Source organism: Wolbachia endosymbiont (group B) of Lycaena phlaeas (assembly GCF_947251875.1).
GTDB lineage: Bacteria > Pseudomonadota > Alphaproteobacteria > Rickettsiales > Anaplasmataceae > Wolbachia.
This window is the reverse complement of record NZ_OX366392.1, coordinates 591,435-617,395: the sequence shown is the minus strand read 5'-3', so window position 1 is coordinate 617,395 and position 25,961 is coordinate 591,435. Positions and strand designations below refer to the sequence as shown.

Here is a 25,961-nt window from a genome sequence, read left to right as displayed (position 1 = left end):
AATCTGACAAATCAGTTGTTATGACCTATATGAATCACACAGATAAAATTAAGCAACTTGACCAGCAGAAGTAACTCCTCTCAGGCTCTTATTATCCGTAGGTTCTATAGTAATGCTGTTAAGTGAAGATATTGGCCGCTGTGACTTTTTCAAATTGCTATTTTCCCATTGTATAAATCTTTGTATTTGATCGTCATAATGATTCAGTTTATATTTCAGCTCAATGAGTGACCCTTCTCTGTCTAGTGATAGATTTACAGTCTTCTGAACACCTAGAGATGTCACTCTCATATTTTCCAAATTTCTTCTTTTAGGTGATATACACTGACCCTTCACTGAGCCTGATAAAGTACAATCTTGCAACTCTGAGACTTGCTGCTGATTATCCATTTTTCTCCTTTTAGTTTTTGTACTCTCTGTGTCTAGAAAACTTTTGTTTTCTAGCAGTAATTCTTCACTTGATACTGAAGAAGAACTTTCGCTATTTTTTTCTACATAAAGCTCTTTTAAAATTGAGACACCCTTAGCATTCAAATCAGATTTTTCAAATTGTAAGAGCGATTCTCTTTTTTCTATCTCATTTCTTAAATATGTTAACTTGTCTTCACCTTCAGTAAATAATTCTTGTATAGCATTTACAGTTCCTAAAGTGTCAGGATGATTTACTCCTATCACTTTCTCCTGTAATTCTTGCAATTGTTGGAGTTCTTGTAATGCTTTTTCCTTATCCCCTAAGCAGCTATGTAAAACAGCTATATAAAACTTCACAGATAGTACGTTAGGATGATTATCTAAAAATCCATAATTTTTTTGTAGCTTCAGTACTTCCTCAAAATATCGCAATGTTTTTTCTCTTAATTCCCTCTGAATGACTTTTTCTACTTCTATTTCAACAAAATAAGGAGCAGGTTGTAAGTACTGACTACCTTCTTGATTTATTAGAACATCTTGTAGATTCCTAAATAAAGCTTGTATACTCAATTCACGAGGTAAATCCTCTTTATGTGATAACTCTCCTTCATTTATAGTTACTTTTTTTCTTTCTTGAACCATAAAGAAATATGCTAGGGCATAGATATATTTTGTATCTAAATTATAAAGTTCATATATCTCGGAAGGATAAAGATAAGGATCATCATCGGAGTAAAAATCACCTAGTTTAAGGAAAATTTCATCTCTCAGTCGTCTTACATAGTACAAAGTTGTAAATGCATCAGTATATCTTTTTTGCATCACAAATACTTCAGCTATAATAACTGCTATATCTAGATGTTCTTCCATAAGTTCCATGATGTCTTCTCCATATAAACTATTGACTATAAAGTTATTGTATTTAACGTATGACAATGCTTCTTTATAATTTTTTTGTTTGAGATAAGTAGAAAGTATTTTTTTATCCAAAGTAAGAGAAGGAAATGTATCATTTACCTTCTCGAGTTTTTTTAAATCCAGAAAGATTTTTAACGCTCTATCATATAGTCCCAAACCAGCTTGCGCGCAGGCAAACTCATATTTAATTAATCTTGAATATCTATCATCTACAGCAAGTAATTGATATAATTGTGACGTGAGATTGATAACTTTTTTATACTCATGTAACTCATTTAAGCTACTCAAAACTAAACAAGGAAAATTCTTATTTTCTTCTATTAGATAGTCATATTTTTGACTATGATCAAACAAGGATAAGAGATGAACTACATCTAAAAATCCTCCTTCAGCTTCAGATACCAGTTCTATGACACAACTTAATATGTGTTTTTCCTCATCTATGCTAAGCCATGAACGCACTACTTTTTTGACCGATTCATGCATAATGTAAACCTTGTATTTATCTGATCCTTCTACATAAATTATGGAATACTGCTCTAGCAATTCGAAAATGGAGTATAGTCCATCCTCATATCTAATCCAGGTAAGAAATAAACTGGGATCAATTGCACTATGATCAAAATAAGCCATAATACTTAAAATTTTTAGAATTTTCTCTCCAGAACTCATCTTTTCTATTGTTTCCATCGAGATTAGTAATGTTATTTGCAATATTCTATCGTATTCATTTTGTCCAGTGTTTCGTGGAAATTTCTGATTAAACCTTTCGTATTCTATTAAATATTCAAAAATTCCAAATGCTTCGCTCAAAGAGCTTGATCCTTTGTTTTTAATACATGCTGCTGCTAGATTTATAGCCAATGGAAAACATTTTAGTTTTCTTATGAGCGCTTTTATTTGTTCATCTTGCGATCTATCTGCCATCTCTAAAATTATTTTGACAAGTTGTACAGCTTCTTTTTCTTCAAGACTATCTAAAGATACTTCTGCTATATCTTGATAATCTTGATCAGAAGAAGTAAACAGGCAATCAAAACCACCTCTTTGACCTCTGATCTTTAAAATCCTCTCTAGATCTTCTTTTTTAACTCCCTGAAAAAGGAATAGGCATTTTTTCTTTTCTTTATTTCCTACTCCTCCTTCCATAAACATGGCTAACCTATCTCGGGTAAAGGAAGCAAAAGAACTTTCTATGGATAATATATCTTGAGTACTCACCTCATAGGCATGAAGATAAGCTCCTTTGTTTTCTTCAACAAACTTTCTAGCTAATTGAGTTTTACCAATACCAGATGGACCTACTATTACTACCGCTCCCCCCTGCAATTTTGTATATATCTCATCTATTTGTTCTTGCCTTCCAGTGAATTCTTCTACTGGATCACATACATCCTGAAAATTCATTTTACCAAATAGAAATCCTAATTTTTTTACATTTGATAATCTTTTTATACTAGACCGAAAACTCCTAGATCTTGCTGCATTATCATGCTCTGATTCAAGTAGGTTGCTATAGTCTTGAGCGACTGTTTCAGCATGCTTTACAAATGCTTCTTTTACTTTTAGATAATAAGATAAATTTGGAATTGTTTTTAAATTGTTTTCCATCGAATATATAACATCACTATTTTTTCCAGCCCTTTCTATTATCTTTTTGCCTTTCCTTATTCCTTCTCCTTCAACTAAGTATCTCATATTCATATCTAAACTTTGTTTGCATCCTTGACAGAAAAGTAAGATATACTCGCTTAAAACGCTTACCTCTTGTTCAATATGAGATTTAATTTTTACTATAAGATCCTCAATTACCTTTTTGCTTGGCATTTGGATTTCTTTATTGACAATATAAAATACCTGCTCCACTTTAGCCTTAAACTCTTGTATATTTAAGGCATCTAAAGTATACACATAATTTTCAAGTTCTACGTTTGTAGTTTCTACTCTAATATATCTTGTCTCATATGTTCTTTTCGACTTTTCACCCATAAGGGAACGGCGATAACCATACTGACTAGATTTATCTTCACTTCTTTTTCTATAATATATAAAAGAGCCTTCACTTCCTTCTGCAATTCCGATATTTTCATATAAATCTTTAAGGTTATAACTTATTTCTCCATACTGCGCAGACACCTCTTGCAAATATGTATTGAGAACAAGGGTTTCAGCTATCCCTAGCTTGCTCAAATCTCCCTTGTATTCTTTCTGAATATAATATTCGATGATCTTATCTACAATGTCATCTGCTATCTTTGAAACATGATCAAAGCCTATTTTCTCAAACTGCATTTCAAAACTTTGAAAAATATTGCATCCAGCATCTACTAATATTTTTCTAAAGCCCAGTTTATATTCATTAAATGTTTCTATTAAGTCTGATAGATTAATAAAATTTTTTGTCGCTTTTATTACATTACCTGTTCTCAAAGATGCCCTCATACCAAACATTGCCAAGTCATCTGTATGTATTGAACATCCAAAAATACTCCGCACAGATCTATTAGTGTTCATTCCATCAAAAAATATTCTGTTCCCCTCTCTCAGCATACTCGCAAGCACATCATATATAATGATCCTCGTTTCAAATGATTGAATGAAACTCAGAACAAACTTCATCAAATTTGAATACTCTACTTGATAAAATTGATAATGATTACCTCCTTTGTAGGATAAGTGTATTTTATTACAGTATTTTTTCTCTTCATTGTATATAAGATCTTTTGAATCTTTCTGAGACACTATTATCGCTGTATTTAGTAGATCAGACATTGAATTTATTTCATGCTTTCCACCCCAAACTCCAGTAAGTTCCATGCACTTTAAGTATGTGTCAAATACAAATTCTTGAACTTGATTACGTTTTTTTATCTTATTAAGTTCAGTACAAATTTCCTTTACTGCATTTTCGTCAAAAAAATTGGGTTGGAGTTTACTAATATCAATATTATACTGCTTAATTTTTTCAGCACCGAATTCATGTTCAAACTCTTTTTTAAAGGTACCTCCTGTAAAATAACTTCCACTGTGACTCTCAAAAAGATCCATAATTTCAACCTTATTTTCAAATCTTCTTTGGCTGAAATATACTGCATCAGCAACCTCACAACGAAATGTCTTCGTTACTAATTGCTTCATTACACTATCTTCATAAATATTTGCATTACTTTGCATTAGCCTTTGAATTGAATGTACATCATGGTCGCTCGCAAATAATTCTTTAAACCTTTCATGGAAGGCATAATCATCAAATTTTACGGGAGCTAAGTAAGCTAAAGCAACAGACCAAAATAAGCAGCTGCCATCTCCCGGTACATCAACTTCTTCATATGAAATAAGTGGTTGCAGTATCTTAGCGATATCTTTTCTGTTATTATCTTTAGCAATATCTATAGGAGTCTTTCCCTCTCCATCTAAAACATCAACTTGCGCTCCTATCTTTAGCAAAAATCTGACAATTGTTAACTCTCCCAGGCAAACAGCAATATGCAGCGGTGTATCACTGCATTGATTCACTCGAAAATTAACGTTTAGACTCGGATATACCTTAAAAAAACTTTTCAGCTTTTCAAGCTTTCTATCTTCTAGAATACTAGAATCCTCTATAATATTAGTAAACTCTCTTATTAATAGTGTCTCGCTCAAGATTGGCTCAAAATGGAAACCTCCTTTATTTATTATATGTATAGTATTTTTTTCATTATAATCTGTACTTACAGGTTTGGATGTTAACTCATCAATAAGATACCCTGACCATCCACATATATGAAGATCTTCAATAACATGCAGCTTAATATTATATTCATTACAAATCATACTTCCCTCAATTTCAGGCCTACCCCATATAGGAATCTGCAACGTACTTCCATACTTTAAATCAGTTAACAATAAAAACACGTCTTTATTGTCCCTCTGCATTTTTTCTATATCTTCAATACTGTATTCTATACCAATCAAATAAGTCTTCCATAATTCATCATCATTAATACCAGGCTCTGGGAGTATTACTGTAGAATCTTCACGGTTTCTAGCATCTGCTATAATCTTTTCTTTCATTTCTTGACTAATTAAAGCTTGCTTCCTACAAACTTCTCTCAAAGATTTCACAGTAAAGTTTGTTCCAGGATTTAATTGCTTAAGTCCCTGTGCAACTGCATCAAAGAAACAATCTCCTCCTCCAATTGCTTTTCCTATTGTAAAACCTTCTGGCAGCTTTAATATTTGCTGACTGCTAGATAGTAGTGTGTCTTCTTTTTGCATTCTTATTAACCTAGATTGATTATCTATTACTTGTTCCTTTGTATTTTCTTTACCTAACATAAAGCCCCCTATATTTTAATATTCATATTTTGATGATTTTGTCGTAAACCTCTTTTCTAAAGATTGGTTTCAACATTTGATTCTTATACAGCTGTACCAAAACAATTTGCTGTAGAAACCTTAAGTTAATTTCAAGTAACTTTGATTGCTGAGTAACAGTGTGCTTTTCTTTTGATTTCTTACTAAACTAGATATATTCTTAAAAAAGCCAGGATTGCTTTCTGAATGATGTACATAATACAATGCATCTGACTCAATACCCCATGTATTTATTATGTTAAACTCGACTATAGCTAAAGAAATCTAGCAGAACAAGAACTTTTTTCATGTTTTAATATTTTTTTAAAACTAAAGCCAGTGCTTGTAAAAACACGTCTATTCTTTTACTACAATGTACTTTTTCTATTTCTAAATACTAATTTAACAAAAACTAAAACAATTTCACATATCACTACAACCATTTCCAGCAACCAATACTGCTACCCGTGAGAAGACTTTTCTTTGGGATGGATTGGTTTACCAAGCGATACATACGAACTTTTCTTTATATCAATTTATTACTTTATTTCTCTGTTTTTTTTTAAATTCCCCTAATGAAATTAAATAGCTTACTGTAAAATTAGCTTCCTTTTAAGTTCTTGTTATTCACAGATTCTACAGCAACACTATTAAATGAATATGCGGGCATCTCACTATTTATATTAACAATGCTTTCCGTTCTATCAGCAAGACCTTCAAATTGCATTGACATGTCAGATGGTGGATTCTGACTACCTTGAAGCAATTGTATATTTGATGCATTTTCTTCAAATGTTGCACTTATATTTTCTAATTTTCTTTTTTTAGGCTCGTTTAAATGCGCAGATCTCCTCTGTTTTCTTTCATGCAAAAAATTCTTGAGTTTAAGTTTCACATTAACTTCTTCTTGCACTAAAGAACAATATTCAATAAGGTGGCAAGCAATATCTGGGCGGCCAATGACAATGGTAAGAGCATAAAATAAAGGACTCATACCACCTTCGTCCTGTATATTTATATCAGCCCCTTTTTCTACAATGTATTCAACAATACCTGAGTGACCATATATGACAGCATAGTGCAAAGGACTCACATCTTTTTTATCCTGTTCATTTACATTAGCCCCCTTTCCTACAATGTATTCAACAATACCTGAGTGACCATATATGACAGCATAGTGCAAAGGACTCATACCATCTTTGTCCTTTTCATTTACATTAGCTCCCTCTTCTACAAGATAGTTAATAACATTTGAATAACCACGTATAGCAGCAAAGTGCAAAAGACTCACACTACCTTTGTTCCATGGATCTACCCTAGTTCTTTGCGTTATAAGGTACTTAATATTATCTAAGTGATCACACACGGTAACATAACATTCAAACCTCATATTATTTTTATCATGTAGATTTACATTCATACTCATCACCTTTTTCTTTATAAGGTATTTAGCAATATTTAATCTAACACTTTCAGCAGCATGGCAAAAAGGACTTATATAATCTTTATTCTGTAGATTTACATTGGCACCTTTTTCTACAAGGTGGATAACAATATCTAAACGACCATTTTGAGTAGCAAAGTACAAAGGAGTTATACCATTTCTATCACATGAACTTACATTGGCACCTTTTTCTACAAGACATTTAACAATATCTATATTACCACTGATAACAGCATAGTGCAAAGGACTCATATCATTTTTATCATGTAGATTTATATCAGCTCCCCCTTCCTCTACAAGGTATTTAACAATATCTAACCGATTCTCCTCAATAGCAAAATGTAAAGGCCCTGCACTTTCATCCTGTAGATTTACATTGGCCCCTTTTTCTACAAGATATTTAACAATATCTATATTACCACTGATAACAGCATAGTGTAAAGGAGCACCACCCTCTCCACTCAACTTATCAACCTCCCAATATTTATTGTCAATAAAATGCTTAACTACTTCTAATTGACCAGATAGAGTAGCCCAGTGTAAAGGGCTAAGGTCGCGATTACCTCCATCCAAATCACTTCCTTTCTCTATAAAGCATTTAACTATCTTTAAGTGACCATGCATGGCAGCACAGTCTAAAGGAGTAAATTTCATTTTATCAACAGCATTAACAATTTTACTTAATTTATTTGAATCTACTTTCTTTAATATACGTTTAATAACTTTCTCATTACCATCTTTGGCTAGTAAATGTAAGATAGTACTTCCATCATAAAGATAATCAATAAATTCATTAACTAACCTGTAATATTTACTTGCATGACTCCAAACAGATATAGCGTGATTTGCATTTGTAAGGCAAAATGATGTCATAATCTCTCTTAAAATTTCTTCTTCTGTTCCTGCTTGTTCTTTCTCTAATCTTATTGTTTTTTGTACTCCCATATGAACTCTTGCTATTGATTCCTCTAACTCAATCACTGAGAACTTATCAAGTAGATTAAGTGCATCCAAAACCTTTTGCTGATCGTTTTCTGATTTCTTATGAAGAAAAATTTCTGCTGTATCAATTTTATCAGGACTCAAGTAAGCCATAGAGGCTAAAATATCATGCGATTGTTGTCCAACATCTTTTTCTTCTTTTATTTTACCAAAGTTGATTTGCAAAGTCGTAAATAATTCTGGAGAGATATCTTGTTTCTTCAGACGATCAAGATTTGATTCTTTCATTACTTTACTATAGCATTCTAGGTATTGACTAATACTAATATTTTCTTCTTTAATGTATTTTGTTGCTTCTTTCAAAGCTAATGGAAAATAATTTAACACCTTTACTAAGTTTACCATCTCGTCAATCTGTAAGTGTGAGTTATCATCTATTCCTAAGGTTTTTTCAATAAACATCAAGGCTTCTGCTGAAGAAAATCCTTTATCCAAATTTATCTTTTCTATCTCTTCTTTCCAATCCTTATTGCGAGAAGTAATTAAGATGTAAGGCTGTTTTCCACCAAAAATGAAACCATAAGGCGGTAAAAATTTTTTAATCTCCTCATATTGATTGGCGTTGTCAAAAATAAAATAACTTTCCACATCTTGAAGTTTCTCATATACATTATCAACAATAGATTCAATTCTTTTCTTTTGAACATCATTGTAATCTACTTGCTCTCTACCTTCCATACCAGAATTTATTTTTTGTATACCTTGATAACCTTCTGTAGGAATTCCTAATTTTTTAGCTAAACTATAAAATGAATTTGAAAGAGTGCTACATGATTTGGCATTTATCCATATAACGTTACCTTTACTCTTTATATTATGTGCATAACTTTTAGCTAGTTCACTTTTTCCTACTCCATAGCCTCCATGAATTAAGACCATTCGTGGTATTTCTTCTTGTTTTTCAATGTCTAACTTCTCGTTTAACATCTTTAACATATTTCCTCTTTCTACAAAGAATTGTGGTAAATGGTCCAAATTAAAGAAAAACGGACGTACACTTTCCTCTTTTTTTGTTTGGAAATTCTTGATCTTTTCATACAGTTCTTCTATATCTTTTCTTTTCGTTGGATCGTTTCCATTAATCTCTTTTAATATATTATCAGCCAATTCTTTCTTTTTTTTCTCATTTAAAATATGCACATACTCTTCTTCTTTAGGTAAGTTAACAAGCCTATACTTTTTGTCTACCTCCCACCACTTTTCTAATTCCCATGTAAAAGGAAGTCTATATCCATATTTTTCAGCATTATCATGTTTCCTCAACTGATAATATTCAGTAGTATCATAATTTACTTTTTTTATTCCTACTCCTGTATATAATTCTGGGGTTATCCAAATTTTACCACTTTGCTTATCTTTCACTTTATATCCAGACTGAAATGCTTCTGACTTAAAAAGTTTCGCTGGTTTTTTTAAAACTTGCTTAGCAAATGTTCTCGCTTTTGATTCACCTAAAACAACACCTTTTGTTATAAGATCAACGGAAAGTTCTTCTTTATTATCTGAAATATAATTTATTACTCTAGATACAGCATCTATTGCTAATTTCTCAATCCCTCTCTCCCAAGAAAGGCTACTAACATCCATAATCCCAGTAAACTGCCCCTCAAATTTTTGAAAAATTTCCAAACTAGCATCTACTAAAATCTCTCTTGTGCTACCTCCTAAAGGCATAACTGTTGAAGAAACACTTTTTGCTCCTTTCTTATGCTCTTTTGCAGAAAGACAACCTATCATTTCAATTGCTTTATCAGGAATTATTCGCATACCTGGTGTAATAGCACTCTTTATAGTTGAATCAGCCAGACCTAATATTTTACCTGTTTTTTTTATTTTTGAACCTGGTTTTACTTCTTCAGAGTATTGAAATAGTTTTTTTTCGAATTCTTTAACAAAAGTCTTAACAAAAAAAGTTGCTCTTTTCACTATTTCATCATCTGTAAGACCTATATCCTCTACCGTTAACCTACAATCAACCAATGCACTATACCATGTACTACTGCTGCTTATAGATGAAGCTCTTGTTACTCTAGGACTATCTTGACTTCGTTCATGCTGAAGTTCTTCATCAGATAATCTGTCTTCATAATCAACTGTTGCTTCCATTATTGACTCATCAGGCAACACCTCTACACCAGGGCTAGATTCTTTATAATCTTCACAGTCCATTTGATTGTCTGTGACATCTTTCATTTCTGCTTCGAAATTTTGTCGAAAATAAACAGACTCACTGTCCAATTTTTTTTCACTAGCCATGGTTTTATAATAATAAAGTGACGTTTGCTGTACTGTCCCTCTTAAGATTGGTTGAAAATGAAGATCTCCTTGATTTACTATATGTATAGTGTCTTTTGTATAGTAAACTTTCTTACTAAGAATCTCGCTATTTAATATATCCTTTTGGTAACCTTCCCTATCAATAATGTGATGCATTATTACATTTTCTCCATCAGAATTAATAGCTGCTTCAATAAAATGCAACCTTACCTTATATACTATACAAATTATTCTTCCCTCAATCTCTGGTAGACCCCATATAGGTACATTTAATTTTAATCTATCTATTACTTTAGATCCTTTCTCAATATCATTTGCGGTAAACTCAATTCGTGAAATATAATAAGAAATACTTCTATATTCATTTTTTAAAGCTTTTTTAAGCCACGACGAGTCAATATCAAGTTGACTCTCTGCAAACAGCCTACAAATAAGTCTTAAAGATTTTACAGTAAAGCCCTTATGAGGTTTAAGCTGTTCAAGTCCCTGTGCAACTGCGTGAAAGAAACAATCTCCTCCTCCGATTGCTTCCCCTATTGTAAAACCTTCTGGCAAATCTAAATCAATCGTTACTTGTTGACTACTAGATGGTAGTGTATCTTTTTTTTGCTCTCTTATTAACTTAGATCGATTAACTGCTTGTTTAAAATAATTTACAGAATTCAATGTCTTTAACACAATACTCCCACATATTTATTACGTAAAATGCAACTTTATTATGACTAATAAAGATCTAACAAGGCAAGATTTTTTGCATGTTTTAGCATTTTATTATAGTTTGTATTTTTAAAACTAAACCAATACAGCCATTTCCAGAACCCAAAACCACTATTGTGAGAAGAGTTTGTTTTGGGATGGCATGGTCTACCATGTGTACCATACGAACTTTTTTATACTCTGACTTTGCTATACGCTAAAAGTAGCAATATTAGACCATTTCATCCATATCTACATACGAACTATTTTGCCTAACTTTATTGCAAAGATTTCAAACTTCTATTTTTATAACCTTATTTTTAAGCTGCTTGTTCTCACAAAGATACGCCCTTTTTTGAAGGAGTAAACAATTGAATTTTTTATAACACTAACTAGCATGGTACTTTCACTAAAATATGTTTTGAAAAAGTTAGTTGACCTGTAAATAGTTCTCTACTAATATTGGCATGTATTTGTTTATTCTGCTGAAGTTGCTCTATACAGGTTTGCTGTAAAAACTTCAGCAGTTTCCGTACTCCTTTAAAGCATCATATTCCTATATATTCAATATAGCTGGTGTTCTCAATTTTGTTGATCTATAGTAAAATTGGCTAAAACTTCCAGTAATAAACAACTTTTAACCTAGCAGTACTCACCATAAAAACTTAACAAAAATATGAGTAGTAAAAAGATTATGTTGAAATTAGCTTGACACATACTACACATTCTATATAATATATCCTATATCTAGAGCTAGCAGGTAATATGGGTACAGGGCCAGTAAAATATATTGCAGAACCTATCAGTGAACAAAGCAAACACACTGATGAGCAAAAACTGAAGTGTGACCTAAGTGCTGGACAAGAGTGTTCAGAAATAGGTAGCCCAAAAACAGAAGCAACTGAATTACCAGTAGATAGTTATTATGAATTCATTAAGCGAGATTTATTTTGGGCTGATAGAAGTTTGATAGATGATAAAAAATACTTAGAGGATTTAATAGATGAGTGGCTTATTCATGCACCTAACTTAAAACTGGAAGAGAGTCAAAAAAAGTTAAATCAAAAATTACTCAATAGTATTATAAAAGATTTTAATATGGGGAATTATGACTCATTTTCAAATCTTAAGCAGTTTTTAGAAAGTAACGAGAAAAATAAAGACCTGAAGTACGTTCTTAATCTAAAAAGAGGACATCTAGGAACAACAGTATTGAATGTGTTTGTCGCACACGATGAAGCCATTCATCCTCTTCTCAAAGCTGGTGCTGATTTAAATATGCAGGATAATAAAGGTAAAACACTTTTGCATGATACTGCTATTTATTCCAGTGAGTATGAAGGTCTAAAGTATCTCTTAGATGCAAAAACTGATCCAAATATACAAGATAAAAAAGGTAATACACCTTTACACTATTATGCTGCTAATTGTAATGATTATAGCAGAAAGGTTATGGATTTACTCATAAGCAAAGGAGCTGATTTAAACATAAAAAATAACAATGGAAAAACCCCACTGCAAATTGCAATTGATAGCAACAATATTATAGAGTGTTTTTTAACTGACAACCAAAAAAAGTTAAGAGACCAATTACGTAAAATGGTTAAAGCTACAGATTCTGATGAAGATTGGGATAATCCTTATGGTCCAGGTGTTGAAGATCTGAAAAAATTTTTAGATAAACATAAAAATAACCAAGATTTAAAGATAGTTTTAAATGTTAAGGGTGATAGTTCAATTTGGCCGTTTTGTCAATTTCCTGATGTAAAAGCTTTACTCTTAAAAGCAGGAGCAACTGACTTTGTAGGTAATAAGCAAGATAATTGTGAAAAATGTGATAGTCTCTTGTCAGAGATGTATCAAACAAATCAACTTGCTAAGCTAAATAAGTTTTTGAGTAAGGTAGTAAAAGCTAAAAGCATGATTGAACTACAGGAAGTTGTAAATGAGATTATAGCTTCTGGAATGAGATTAAATTTTGCTAAAGACAAAGATTATTACTTTGCAGATCACGTACTAGAAAAAATTGCTAAGTTAGAAGGAAGCTATGGAATTGCCAGTGATATAGTATGTGCATTAATATCGAGAGGAGCAAAGTTAAAAAACTCAGATAGTTTAAAAGTCATTGATACAATAGAACGAGAGTTTAAAGATCATAAAGCTAATGTAATCAAGGCTCATGTAGAGTACATTAATTATGCTGAAGAATTTTTTAGAGTTGCAAGGGATGCTACCAGTGGTCAACTGTGTGATGGAAAAATCGATAACAGTGTATCTTACTTAGAATACTCAGAGGATAGTATAATAGATGTTGCAAAAATCACAGATAGAACAAGGAATTTAGGAATACCTCAAGGAGAAAAAGGATATGGAAGGAGTGTAATAAAAATTGGCAAAAGTGAGGTAGAAATTATAACCCAAGATGGCATAAGGAATTACACAGATCTTACAGAAGGCAGCGATATAGTATTAACTTTCTATACCAGTTTGGGAAATATAGACGTTAGACTGTATCCTGACGTACAAGATAAAAGCAAAATTATAGTAGAAGTGAGTAATAGAGAGGAAGTATTGGAAAAATTCAAAGGTCATGAAGAAGAATTAGGCGAGGATTGTGCACTTGGTGATTATGATGTCTACTATGCTATTGAACAGGGATATTTTGAAAGGTCTGGAAAATTAATGCATCCTGAAGTAATAAGCGAGTCTAACAACAAATGGACAGAACGTGAAGAGTTAAGAAGGGATTCTATGGAGGAAATTGCTAGAAGGCATAAGTTATTACAAGATTTACGCAATATTGAGTCTAATATTGTAAAAAAGGAGAAGAATTTTGACGTAAAAACTTACCTGATAGATATCTTTAAAATTTTATCTAGGTTCTATGAAGAAAAAGGGGATATTTCTAAAACAGACTTAGCTAAAGCAGCAGAAAAGGAAAGTAAAAAATTGGGGTTAGAAGGTAAATACAACTGGAGTAAGATTTTTAGTTTAGAGGAAGAAATTATTGAAAAGGCAGAAAAACAAGGTGATAAAGAGCAAAAATCAAACATACCTGATGACTTCTATTTAGGGCACGCAATCAATAATGGAAGCTGTTTTTTTGATTCATTCAGGCAAAGTCTGGAACAACAGAAGGGAATCAAAGTTACTGTAGAGCAGTTAAGGAATGAGTGTAAGAGATTTGCGCAAGACAATCCTCCAGAGTGGTTTATAAGTAAAATTGGCAATGACTTTGATGAGGTTGAAGGTGAGTTCGTAAATCGTGGAATTACGTGTAACCAATATATCAATAGCATTGGAAAGAATGAATTTTGGGGACGTTCCGATATCGAGGGCAGAATACTTTGTGATAAGTTCTCTAATTGCATAAAAGTCAACAATAATTTTTTGTATCATGAAAAATATTTTTTGATGTAAAATTCAGCTCTAATACAACCTTTTATTTATTATTGTATTATCTTATTCAATCAAAAGAGGTTTTATTGGCAATAAAAACATCAACACTAATTTCCAATTAATCTCTTTTAAACTATGTAGCCAATGAATATGTGGATAAATACGTCCACACAAACTTAAAGTATTTATCCACATATTCATTAAGCTTATAAAAACTAAGGTATCATTCTTTTCCTCTATAGTCTTAATGATTTTACATAAGTTAAAAGTAGCATGCTTCCATTGTTCTCTCCGCGGTCTAATATGGCTAATTCATATTGTAGCCAAGCCGCACTATACTTGTTAGGCGGAAGTGGACGGCAACATGTACGCCACGAAGTCTATGCTTCAACTTATCCTCTTGCTTATCCCTTCCATCGGCATTGCTATCTTTACTTTCAGTAAAATTATTGTTTTATACTTCTTTAGTGTTTATTGATAGCAAAACTCTTTTCTATCGATTAGCATCTTATGCATAATCACGGCTAATTTTCTTGCTACTGCAACAATTGCTTTTTTCATGCCCTTTTTCTTTTTAAGCTTCAATCCCCAGCTTCTTAATTTAAATGTCCTTTTACATTTTACCAGTAAGACCTGCGCGGCTTCATATAACATATTCCTACAGTCCACTGGTCCCATTTTTGATATACTTCCGTGTCGATCAATCTCACCAGAAGCGTACTGTCTTGGACTTAATCCCATATAGGCTCCAACTGTATAAGATGTTTCAAACCTATGCAGATCATCTATTGCAGCTTTATATGTCATTGCTACTATAATACCAACTCCTGGAACAGTAGTTAATAATTTACAATCCTCATCTTTTTTGCTTTGTTCTGAGAGCATTTTATCAAGTTTTCTTATTGATTCTTCTATTATTTCTAAACTATGTACTAATGATTCAATTGAGGTTTGGCTAATTTCATCTAGATTATTAACCATTTCTTGCACTTTTAAAGCAAAGTTTGCAGAACTAAGACGTTGATTAACTTTTATCCCGTATATTTTCAGTAATCCCCTTATTGTTCCCGCAATTTGCTCTCTGCAACGTATTAATTGTCTTCTGCTTCCAAGTATTATTTTAACCTGACAAGCTTCGTCTGATTTTACTAATACCTCCTTAAATAGCCCAACTCTCATCATTTGTGCTATGCCTCTTGCATCATTTTTATCATTCTTATTGATTCTCGCAGATAATGCTGCTGCCATATGCCTTGCATCTACACAAGTTACTGGTAATCCAAGATTCCTCAACTCTTTGCACATCGATATTGATAATTGCCCGCTTTCTATTCCTATGGACTCGTATTTTTTGTTTTGACCAAGCAGAAACTCAGCTATTGCACTGCTTTCACTTGCAACAACCCCTTCTTTAACAATTTTTCCTTTCTCATCAATGATACTAATAAAAGTTTCTTTGAGTGAGACATCTAACCCGCTATAATGTTTCATGAGACTACTCCTACTGTAAAAGTTTAAATTATTCTTGAAGAACTAATTCATTGAATTTGTTACTTCGTGCTAAAATAATGGAGTATGTCTCTCCATCATTCAATAGCAATTACAGTATGTATGGTGTGAAATTGCATGTTGCAGAAAGTAACCCATTGCACACTATTGATAAGCAACAAGATCCGTTCTTGCATCAGTTAATAGATAGCTCAGGATCAAAAGCAGGTAAGATAGATTATAGTCACAATAGTGTCTTACATATGGTAAATGGAGGCCATGATCATTTTCAACCCCTACTTTATAGAAATAAGGCCTTGGCAAAACAAACGCAAGAACAAAAAGATTCCTTATGCTATTCAAGCTTGCCAAGCTGTAGTATGGATGAGTTAAAGATAGAAAAAGCATCTCATCAACAGAAGGCACTGCTTGTAAGTAGACCATAGCTTTGTATATGATTTGTTACACAGCAATGATGGGAGAAGTTTATTTAGTAAGTTGAAAAAGAAACTATTTTATTTAAAAAGTTTACTTAATGTTTATGGATTTTCAAGTACACTCTCAGATTCAAAAGGGGCTATAGATTGCTCGACATGTACTATTTCCTGGAGTTGTGTGCTGAAGTTTAGAGTATTGCCTTTTTTGATGTTTAAAGAATTTTCCTCTAAATCTACTATTAAAATATGCAGCTAAAATTGGATACATCTTCTACCATTGTTGCACCTAATATGCTAAAATCTTCATCACTTATATTGATTTTCTACATAATTGATTTTGTAACATTTATTTGCTCTTCTATATCAATTTCAACATCTTTTTGTGTGGCCCTTTGTAGTAGCTCCTTTTGCAATAACCTTTTTTAATTTTCTGGCACATACTTTTTTCGATGTTTTTTCATATTGTTGTTTTTATAAATGGTATAATTACGACGCTGAGCCGTAAAATTTCTCCCTTTGCTCACTCCACAGCATCGGTATTTCCCTCAAATCAGCTAACTTCAAACTCCTTGGCTGCCTCCCATTTACTATGTCTTCTTTAATCTTCGGAGCTAAATAATTTAATCTCAAAATTTGCTGTATACGTCTTGTACCTATATTAATTTTGGCACTCAGCTCTTTCACACTTCTATATTTTCCTTCTTCTAGTTGACGTTTCCAGGAATGGGCTCTTACCACTGCTTTCAGTAGCGCATTATTTGTTTTTCCTTCTGGCTCTACTACTGTGCATTTGTTTCCTTTCTTCTTCATTGGTATAAATTTTTCCTCTGATTCAGAACATACTTCTATTCCATCTTCTTTTACCATTACTCCCTTTATTAACTTTTTCACTACTTCTTTCTGTTCTCTGAAACTTAAATTTTTCCATTCTTCTCCCCATTTTTCATATAGCTGCTCTGTCTTTCTCATTACTTCTTTTTCCACCTCTCCCGCTACTATAGTTCTGTTTATTGATTCACAACCTTTTCCCCTTAAATGGTTATTGCACACGTAATATCGGTACCTTTTATTTTCTTTTTTTGCATACGTTAGTGTCATATTTACACCACAGCTCTTGCACTTAATTATTCCCCTAAGCAATGCTTCCTCATATTTTGCTTTTCTATATGGTTGATTCTTTATCAATTCCTGCGCTTTTTGCCATTTTTCTTCCTCTATTATTGCTTCATGCTTTCCTTCATACTCTTTCTCATAATGTCTTATCTTTCCCACATATATTGGATTTGTTATTATTCTTCTCACCGTCGCTTTCTTAAAGATATCTGATTTTGTTCTGTAACCTTCTCTATTTAACTCTCTTGCCAACTCTGCCATTGACTTCAACTCCAAATATCTTTCAAATATGTGCCCTACTATTTTCGCTTCTTTTTCATTTATTATTAATTCCTTATCTTTTACATCATACCCAAGCGGTAAAGTTCCTCCCATCCATAAACCTTGTTCTTTTGATGTTGCTATTTTATTTTTTACTCTCTCTACTATCATCTCTCTTTCTAGTTGTGCTGCTCCTGATAATACTGTCTGTACGAATTTTCCCATTGGCGTATTATTGTCAAATATCTGTGTTACTGCTACAAAATTTACTCGGTGCCTTCTAAAAAATGACGTTACTTCTATGCTGTCTTTTGTTTCTCTTGATAACCTATCTAGTGTATATACTACTACACAGTCTATCTCTCCTCCTCTGACATCTTCAAATAATTCCTTTATCGCTGGTCTTTCTAAATTTTTTCCTGAATATCCTCCATCATCGTACTTTTTTGCCAATGCTACCCAGCCTTCTTTGCTCTTTATATACTTTTCACATGCTACTCGTTGCGCATCAAGACTGTTAAACTTTTGTTCTAGTCCATCCTCATTTGACTTTCTCGTATATATTACACATCTTACTTCTTTTAGCATTTTCAACTTCCATTTTTTTCACGCATTCCAAATAATAAAGGGCCGTTGTAACTCATTCCCATTATTTTTCCGGCTACTGCTGACAATGACGTAAAAAATTCTTCTCTGTAGATTAAACCCTTATCTGTTACTATTACCGCATGCGTCTCTTCCCCTCTCTCTAATATTAGCTCTGTTCCTGCTACTGGCAGTTTATCGCTACTTATTCTTTTTCCCTTCTCTAGCCGATCTGCCAGATACTCTAGTCTTTTTAATCCTTTTCTTGACATTTCTCCATACGCTTTTTCCTGCATTCTATAAGCTAATCTTGGTATCAGATATTTCTTTGAGTATCTAGGCGCTTCTTCCCCAAATACCTTCTTCCACGTTTTTCTCAGCTCACCCAAAGGTTTTCTCTCTAAATTCATTACTTTCTTTTCTGTTTCTCTTTCCATATTTTCAGCCTCTCATAGAAGGTTCTATTTGTTCAAATAACTTTTCAATTCTGTCCGTTTCTTTCTTCAATATCTCGGTTATCTCTTTGCTATTTTTCGCATAATCCATTGCTGTCATTCCAAATTTATCTGCTTACTCTATTTCAACCCCTGCTTTTACTAGCTCCTCCACTATTTCCACTTTCCCCACCATACATGCAAGGTGCAATGGAGTGCATTTATTTCCATATTCTTCCGCATTTACATTCCCTCCTGATTTTATCAATTCTCTCACGGTTTCTAGACGTTTCTCCGTTACCGCTAGATGCAGTGCTGTATATCCTTCCGCATCTGCTACATTCACATTCGCTCCTTTTTCAACTAATAACTTCACTGTTTTTGCGTCTACCGCGTAATGCAGAGCTATTCTGTCTCTTGCATAAATATTTTTATATGAGTTCTCTGATAATTCTTTTGCTGATTTATTAAATTTGCCAAGCTTTAACATAATCCACCTCACCTTTTCTTTAAAATCAAGTCCCCTTTTTAAGCCTTTCTTCCTACTACATTTTCTACCTCATCTATCATTTCATTCACTTGGCTGATTATCTTGCTTGCTAAATTTTGACATTCTTCCTTTATTAGTGATTTGTCTCTCTTCCTTATTTCTTCTATCTCTATTATTTTTAACTCCGGCATATAGCTCCCATTCAACATGTCTGCTATTTCTCCTACTAGCCTCTCTATTCCATAGCACGTCAGTTCTCTACTTTTTGTTATTCCTCCTTTTTCTCTCAGAAATTTACTCGCCCTTTTACTTTCTTTGCTATCACATAGACGATACTTTTCACTTTCCCAGATGTAATACATTGGTGTTGCACCATACTTATTCAGTTGATTAACTTCAGCTCCTGCTTTTACTAGCTCTTTTATTATTTCAACTCCTCCTATTTTGCATGCAGAGTGGAGTTGCGTACATCCAGTGACATATTGAGTGGCATTTACTTCTGCTCCTTCCCTTAGCAGCACTTTTACATTTTCTAAGCTTTTCGCAAATACTGCACAGTGTAGTGGTGTATAACCATTTTTATCTCTTGCATTTACCTCTGCCCCTTTTTTTATTAATAATCTCACTGTTTTGTAATCAGAGATTTCTACTGCTTGGTGCAATATCGTCTCTCCTTCTTCATTTCTTTTATTAATATCGTTACTTGATACTTCTTTAAAAAACTTACTCTTGCTAAAACTCATTTCATACCTCACAAAATTAGCTTTTCTAGCGCCAGACAAATTTCTTATATTTACCTGCTGCTATTCAAGTCATGTCCGTTTTAGCATGAGAAAGCAAGTCTTTTTCTTTTTATTTCATACATTTTTACCTATTATTAATATAATATATGAGTATCTAAATATAAGTACTTAACTTATTAGAGATATTATTCGACTATCTTTCCAACTTCTGTGCAAATGTCGATGTTCATGCCACTTCAGTACTCCTGGATAAAATACTAAAATGTGCTTTTCTAATTCGTGTATTGAGTCTTTTTGCTCTGAATCCAAATCATTTTTATAGTAAACGTTGTGTTCTGTTAAAACATATTTTCTGACCTTCTGATCTGTATAATTTTCTACTTTATAGTTGTGAGTAACGCTAAATCTTTCTAAAATTGGCTTGTGTTTTAAACTCCAATGCTGCCCTGAAAGTTTATCGCTTCCCAATACAAATTTATTTCCTCTTTCTTCTACGCTACTAACTGGAAAGCACGTATTTATGTCTCCTAAATCCCAACTGTTGTAAGTTAAAAATATGATATAAAGGAGATAAGAGGGAAGATAACCCTACTCACTATAGGAATAGAGTTATCACGGGCGTGTGCGACCGACCAACTGTTGGTATTATAACCGTTCGGATCAAGGTACACTAGCCCATCTCTCGATACGTTTGAATAGTTGCATGGGACATATGTATGCACCCGTTTACAATCTTAAATTAATTAAAACTAATCGAGGTTATTATGATTACATCTTATCAAAATTTTATTGGCATTGATATTGGAAAATTTAAAAATGTTGTTGCAGTTCACAAACAGAAGAACGCTGTCGAATTCGACAATGATACTGCTGGCTGGCAACAATTGTTTCAAGATTTTTCAAATATCTTACCTAATTCTTTAGTAACTCTGGAAAACACTGGAAAATATGAGCTTGGCTTAGCACATTTTCTTGTTGATAAAGATATTGCTGTACATCGAGCTAATACTCGCAAAGTAAAAAGCTTTGTTCTATCTCATGGAACTTTAGCAAAGTCTGATCAATCAGATGCAAGAGCCCTTGCTCAGTATGGGTTTGAACGCTATAGTACTCTATCTCTATTTGCACCTATGTCAAAAGAACAAACAACCTTAGTTGCACTTTGTCAACGTCGTGATGACATTACAAAAATGAGAGCTCAAGAGAAATCTAGGCTTGCAGCACCTGAAAACGACCATATAAAAGAAAGCTGTCAGAAAACTATTGAATTCTTTAATAGCCAGATAGATGAGCTCAACAATACCATACAAAAAATTATTGATGAGAATCCAGAGTTACAAAAGCGCCAAAAAATCCTTAAAACAGTTCCAGGAATAGGTGCAAAATTATCTCAAGATTTTCTGTGTCTAATGCCAGAACTTGGTTATGTAAGTAGGGGAGAAATTGCAAGTCTTGCTGGAGTTGCACCTCATCCGAAAGAAAGTGGTAAAACTATTGGTTATCGCAGAATAAGTGGTGGCAGAAGCAACGTTCGTGAAAAGCTTTTTACAGCTGCGATGTCTGCTTCAAGGTCTAAGTCTGCGCTTGGTGCCTTCTATTCAAGGCTTGTTGGTAAAGGTAAAAAGAAGATGGTGGCTATGACAGCTCTAATGCGTAAAATCATAGTAATTGCCAATGCGAGGCTTAAAGAAGCAGTCAATGTGAATTAAAAAAATCTGCATAGAAAATAGGTTAACGAATATGTGGATAAATACGTCTACACACATTTAAAGTATTTATACACATATTCGTTAACCATAAGATCTAAGCAGTAACTGTTGTTTGATACAAAATTTTTCTATGATTAAGTTAGGGTTTTTATTGTCAAAAATGCACTTTTTACTCGAATAAAAAACAAAATTACAAACAAAAGTTGTAATGAAACTAAATTCAAAAAATTTTAAAAAACATAGTTGATCTGATAATACTATCTGCGCTTTTGCAAATTTAATCGATGGTAATAAACTCTGTGGTAATGGATATAGTGCTTTTAAGTTGTACCACAAATGATCTCTTTCATAGATGCCTTTATAATCCCTTGTGTGAGGCTCGGTTTCTCCAAGGATTGCTACATCTAACCGATATATGTCATTACTAAATGCTTGCTCATAATGAATCCGAAAAGTGCTAAACTTAAAATTTGGATTTAAGCTTTTTAGCTCAAATGTGTTCTTTCTACCAAATGACAACACTGGTCCATCTTTTTCAACTTTTCTACCTGAATAGTCTGACAATAAGCTGCCGAATAAACTTTCATCTAAAATAAACCTATCAACGTTATAGTGATCATTGAAAATCCTCATTAGCCGCGATCTTGCTGGTAACGATAGTTTTGCAAGTTCTACTACTGCATCCACAAAAAAGTCATTTGGCACATCCTTTATTCCAATTTGCAGCTCAAAAAAATGTTTTCCAGGCGGTTCTTCAATAATTGTAATCTCATCTATATTGGCCCATTTTAGAGCTATTTTTAATGATGCGAGCGTTCCTCTAACTCTTTGAAACTCTATTCCTTCTTTGATTGTTTTCTTTTTATCTTTTACCCATGAGAGAATCTCTTCTAATCCGTATTCCTCAATTAACCATGGTAATATTTCTTTCTCTAAGTTGAACTTGAACCCTTTTATGCAGCTCGAATCTACTTTGTAATCTATTGCTTCAACTATTTCACGCTCTTGTTTTGTTGAGTTTTGTGGAAGCAGCATCAGTTTTTCCTCACCAGTTCAATTCTCAAATTTTCTAACTTAGCACACTCATTGCCTGCTACAACAACATCTTTTTTTGGTTCGATTAATTCTACATTCTCTACACCCTCTACAAATAGGTTTGCTATTATCCAAGATCTGGTCACATTCCATCCTAGTCTTTTGTTTGCTTCGAACTTTTCGATAAATTGTTTTTTTATTTCTTCCTCTGATATTACAGGACTTATGCTCATTCTGCTGTGAATATCTATTTCTATAATATTGCAACCAATTACTGTTATCGTATCTGTTAGTATCCTTATATCATCTCTAGTAACTTGCTTTCTTACAATTTCAAGTAGCTCTTCTAACGCTATGCCAGTTTGTGTTGATAAGATTGAAATTTGTACTTTTCCTGGTATAGGTGATTCTACTAGTGCATCTTTTACTCTACTATCTGCTGACAGTGCATGATATTTATAATATTCCTTACTTCCTCCTGTTGACCACCCCTTTATTTTTGCTTTGATTCTTTTTCTAAATCGTTCGTCCTCTTCTTCTTTCTGCCTCTCCACTCCATAAAACTCAGCTAAATTATCAAGATCTTCTCCCGTTGCAAATTTTAGTAAATTGCTCTTTACTGCTTCATTTATTCTTTGTCTTAGTAACAATTCCCTCCATGCTGCTACCTCCAGAATCTTTATCGCTGGATCACTTTCTACTAATGCTGAAAAGGTTTCATCTCTATTTACTAACTCTTCCTTCATCCGAGAAAAAATCTCTTCAAAGTTCAGTGGTTCGATAATATTTGGCTGCTGCATTTTTAAACAACTACTCCATTAATATTTATGAACTTACCTTCTGAAAGATAGACACCTTCTAAATTCAATGTTACTCTCCCTTCTTTTACTCCTTCAACTTTTACTTTTTCTAACTTAAATCTCTTTTCCCATTTTTCCAAAGCTTCTGCTGTTGCTGCATATATCTCAAGTGTTAAATCTCTATTTATTGGCTTATCTACTAATTCAAATAATCGAGAACCATACTCTCTTCTCATAATACGTGATCCAATAGGAGTGGTTAAAATATCAGTAATTGATTGTTTTAAATGTTCTATTCCTTCCAATTCCTTTCCCGTGCTAGCATTCATGCCTCTCATTCTGCAAATACATTTTTGCTAACACCTATCACTTTAAAACTACACGATACCAAGTCTCCTGTTCTTGTTACTCCCATACCGTTCACAAATACGCTGTTTGACCCTTGCGTTAGTGTCTCCCCTATAGTCAAGATATCACCCCTACGACACACAGATCTACTATTTACAAATACGTCTTCACTTCCACTCATACAAACATGAACCGGTATTCCTGTACAATTATCCCCTACACAAACGATTGCTTTACCCATATGCTAGTTTAGATCTATTCTCCTTCCCTTAAGTTTTATTCTTTCTTTTGTCATTTCTATACTCGATTCTCCAGCTTTCAGTGTTATTTTATCTACTACTTCAATCTCTAAATGATGTTTATCTTTATCGTATGACAACTTTGTTCCATCTTGAAATGTTAAGCTACTCACCTCTTTTTTATTCTCTGATGCAGGGTATTTTTCCTGGTATATCCCTCCTAACACCACTCCTAACGATAATTCGCCAAGAGGAGAAAATATCATAACCTGTTCACCGATATCTGGTGGAGACCAATCTCTATCTTTTCCTGCTTTGCTCGTTATCCATGGTAAATAATCTGTTAAAAATTCTCCTATTTTAACTCTTACTTTTGCTTTTTCATAATCTATTTCTTTTACAACTCCTATACGAACAATGTTGGCCACTTTCCTCTGTAGTTCCGAAATTGCAAAATTATTTTCTAACATTTATTTCACCGATTTCTATTTTGTGTGGCATAAATTTTCCTTCTTTCCAAATAGATCGCCCTACGTGTATTGTATGCACCCATTCAACCATCCACACGAGATATGCATCTAATTCTGGCCTAAAATCATCTCCTCCTCCTGATATAAATTCTCCTGGTGAAACATTTTTCACGTTCCAAGTATTTTTATTTACTACTCTTGCTACTTCTGCTGCTAATGTTCTGACAATAATAGCTGCATTTTCTATTGTGCTATCAATCACAATTCGTGCTTCAAATCTTGCTTTCAGTGCTAATTCTTCTGTTCCTGGATCTTTTCCCGATTCTAAACTCACAAGCTCTACAAATAACGCTGGCGCTAATAATTCTTTTCTTATCGATGGATAAATTTCACAAGTTTGAATTGCTGGTATTTCTCTCTTCAGCGTAGTGCAGATTGCGTTATGCAAATCTTTGAAATTCATACACTTTCTGTAATATAACTTAATTCACGTTCAAAAAACTTTGTAAAGACTTTCTCAACCTCATAATTAACAAGATTTCCTATTATCCTTGAAGCCTCAGGTTCGAGTGGCAATTTAACTTCCTTTATTGGCAATGCTGCTCTTCCTTCACGTTTAAACATACCGCTATTTCCTTTTGGCATAACTGCTGCAAATCCTCCTATAAACTCATGCTTTCCTACTTTCGATCCTCTTCTTGTTTTTTGTATCTTGCCAATTGTCGATGCTCTAATGTCATAGAGATTTGCTCTAATCAACACGTCTAATCTGCTAGTTTTCGCCTTAAAAATTCTTAATCTCTTTCTTATCAAACCTAAGTTTATTCTCTTTTCCTCACTGATTTCCTTAGCTGCTTTTGATTTTAGCCATATTGCTGTTTTGTTTAATGCACTCACCATTGCTTTTTCCACTTTTTTCCTTTCAGCATCTATACTTTGTATAATACTACCGGTACGCATTTATACTCCTGACGCTCGAATTTTCCATATCATTCCTGAATTATCTTGCAGCGGTGGAGAATATACTTTATATTTACGGTCACCTATAACAAAAACATCTCCTACTATTGGCCTTAACACATCAAACGCACTTACTTCTAACGCTAAAGTTTCTTCCACAAATTGTCCTTCACCAATCTCGTATAATTTATCTGGCTGTTGCTTTAATACTTGTACCATATATGACTTATCCTTTGACTCATATAAAGCTATCTCCCCTAAATGGATAAGACAATCTTTCAATAACCTCTTTACATTTTCCTGCATACCATTTTCTATTCATTCAAATTCACTTCTAAAGGCTTCTAAAAATATATTGCATCCT

General features: G+C 33.1%; 17 protein-coding genes and 2 pseudogenes. 3 read left to right on the top strand and 16 right to left on the bottom strand.

Annotated features, from left to right (window positions below; all coding sequences use genetic code 11):
• Nucleotides 1–48: 48 nt before the first annotated feature.
• Both OPR37_RS02760 and OPR37_RS02755 read right to left on the bottom strand, forming a co-directional pair.
• The gene (locus tag OPR37_RS02760) at nucleotides 49–5,649 is read right to left on the bottom strand and encodes an ankyrin repeat domain-containing protein (RefSeq protein ID WP_264711302.1); all 5,601 of its coding nucleotides are present in this window, start codon (nucleotides 5,647–5,649) and stop codon (nucleotides 49–51) included.
• 619 nt (nucleotides 5,650–6,268) lie between these two features.
• Nucleotides 6,269–11,068, bottom strand: a complete 4,800-nt coding sequence (locus tag OPR37_RS02755; protein ID WP_265016909.1) for an ankyrin repeat domain-containing protein — start codon at nucleotides 11,066–11,068, stop codon at nucleotides 6,269–6,271.
• 783 nt (nucleotides 11,069–11,851) lie between these two features.
• Here OPR37_RS02755 and OPR37_RS02750 point away from each other — a divergent pair.
• Nucleotides 11,852–14,506 (top strand): ankyrin repeat domain-containing protein, encoded by a 2,655-nt coding sequence (locus OPR37_RS02750; RefSeq protein ID WP_264685008.1) that lies wholly within the window; start codon nucleotides 11,852–11,854, stop codon nucleotides 14,504–14,506.
• Nucleotides 14,507–14,956: 450 nt separating this feature from the next.
• Here the strand turns inward: OPR37_RS02750 and OPR37_RS02745 are convergent, their stop codons facing one another.
• Nucleotides 14,957–15,976, bottom strand: coding sequence for an IS110 family RNA-guided transposase (locus OPR37_RS02745; protein WP_214303242.1), 1,020 nt, complete (start codon nucleotides 15,974–15,976; stop codon nucleotides 14,957–14,959).
• A gap of 56 nt (nucleotides 15,977–16,032) precedes the next feature.
• On the opposite strand from OPR37_RS02745, the gene OPR37_RS02740 reads away from it, so the two are divergent.
• On the top strand, nucleotides 16,033–16,419 hold the full coding sequence (locus OPR37_RS02740) for an OTU domain-containing protein (RefSeq protein WP_264711303.1): 387 nt from the start codon (nucleotides 16,033–16,035) through the stop codon (nucleotides 16,417–16,419).
• Nucleotides 16,420–16,896: 477 nt separating this feature from the next.
• On the opposite strand, the gene OPR37_RS02735 is transcribed toward OPR37_RS02740, so the two are convergent.
• The 5 genes and pseudogenes from OPR37_RS02735 to OPR37_RS02715 form a co-directional block, all read right to left on the bottom strand.
• Complete coding sequence (locus OPR37_RS02735; RefSeq protein WP_264685006.1) at nucleotides 16,897–18,372, bottom strand: recombinase family protein; 1,476 nt, start codon at nucleotides 18,370–18,372, stop codon at nucleotides 16,897–16,899.
• Between the two features lie 2 nt (nucleotides 18,373–18,374).
• Nucleotides 18,375–18,806 carry a DUF2924 domain-containing protein gene (locus OPR37_RS02730; RefSeq protein ID WP_264377723.1) on the bottom strand — a complete coding sequence of 144 codons (432 nt, stop codon included), beginning with the start codon at nucleotides 18,804–18,806 and terminating at the stop codon, nucleotides 18,375–18,377.
• Nucleotides 18,807–18,810: 4 nt separating this feature from the next.
• Nucleotides 18,811–19,293, bottom strand: a pseudogene (locus tag OPR37_RS02725) (ankyrin repeat domain-containing protein).
• A 38-nt stretch (nucleotides 19,294–19,331) separates the two neighbouring features.
• Nucleotides 19,332–20,036, bottom strand: a complete 705-nt coding sequence (locus tag OPR37_RS02720; protein WP_265016908.1) for an ankyrin repeat domain-containing protein — start codon at nucleotides 20,034–20,036, stop codon at nucleotides 19,332–19,334.
• A gap of 168 nt (nucleotides 20,037–20,204) precedes the next feature.
• Nucleotides 20,205–20,579, bottom strand: a pseudogene (locus OPR37_RS02715) (phage tail protein); the annotation flags it as partial.
• Nucleotides 20,580–20,800: 221 nt separating this feature from the next.
• Between OPR37_RS02715 and OPR37_RS02710 the strand changes: the two are divergent.
• Nucleotides 20,801–21,745: an IS110 family RNA-guided transposase gene (locus OPR37_RS02710; RefSeq protein WP_264336326.1), complete on the top strand. Its 945-nt coding sequence runs from the start codon at nucleotides 20,801–20,803 to the stop codon at nucleotides 21,743–21,745.
• 81 nt (nucleotides 21,746–21,826) lie between these two features.
• On the opposite strand, the gene OPR37_RS02705 is transcribed toward OPR37_RS02710, so the two are convergent.
• The 8 genes from OPR37_RS02705 to OPR37_RS02670 are packed head-to-tail and all read right to left on the bottom strand — an operon-like array spanning nucleotide 21,827 to nucleotide 25,903.
• Nucleotides 21,827–22,780, bottom strand: coding sequence for a phage tail protein (locus tag OPR37_RS02705; RefSeq protein ID WP_265016907.1), 954 nt, complete (start codon nucleotides 22,778–22,780; stop codon nucleotides 21,827–21,829).
• On the bottom strand, nucleotides 22,780–23,580 hold the full coding sequence (locus OPR37_RS02700; RefSeq protein WP_264685004.1) for a baseplate assembly protein: 801 nt from the start codon (nucleotides 23,578–23,580) through the stop codon (nucleotides 22,780–22,782). Before OPR37_RS02700 ends, OPR37_RS02705 begins: the two co-directional genes overlap by 1 nt.
• Before the next feature lie 2 nt (nucleotides 23,581–23,582).
• Complete coding sequence (locus OPR37_RS02695; RefSeq protein ID WP_264685003.1) at nucleotides 23,583–23,918, bottom strand: GPW/gp25 family protein; 336 nt, start codon at nucleotides 23,916–23,918, stop codon at nucleotides 23,583–23,585.
• Nucleotides 23,915–24,169: a PAAR domain-containing protein gene (locus OPR37_RS02690; RefSeq protein WP_015587734.1), complete on the bottom strand. Its 255-nt coding sequence runs from the start codon at nucleotides 24,167–24,169 to the stop codon at nucleotides 23,915–23,917. Before OPR37_RS02690 ends, OPR37_RS02695 begins: the two co-directional genes overlap by 4 nt.
• Before the next feature lie 3 nt (nucleotides 24,170–24,172).
• The gene (locus tag OPR37_RS02685; protein WP_214303501.1) at nucleotides 24,173–24,637 is read right to left on the bottom strand and encodes a phage baseplate assembly protein V; all 465 of its coding nucleotides are present in this window, start codon (nucleotides 24,635–24,637) and stop codon (nucleotides 24,173–24,175) included.
• On the bottom strand, nucleotides 24,624–25,100 hold the full coding sequence (locus tag OPR37_RS02680) for a hypothetical protein (RefSeq protein ID WP_214303502.1): 477 nt from the start codon (nucleotides 25,098–25,100) through the stop codon (nucleotides 24,624–24,626). Before OPR37_RS02680 ends, OPR37_RS02685 begins: the two co-directional genes overlap by 14 nt.
• Nucleotides 25,097–25,597, bottom strand: a complete 501-nt coding sequence (locus tag OPR37_RS02675) for a phage tail protein (RefSeq protein ID WP_264685002.1) — start codon at nucleotides 25,595–25,597, stop codon at nucleotides 25,097–25,099. Before OPR37_RS02675 ends, OPR37_RS02680 begins: the two co-directional genes overlap by 4 nt.
• Nucleotides 25,598–25,903 (bottom strand): head-tail joining protein, encoded by a 306-nt coding sequence (locus OPR37_RS02670; protein WP_264377128.1) that lies wholly within the window; start codon nucleotides 25,901–25,903, stop codon nucleotides 25,598–25,600.
• Nucleotides 25,904–25,961: the final 58 nt, after the last annotated feature.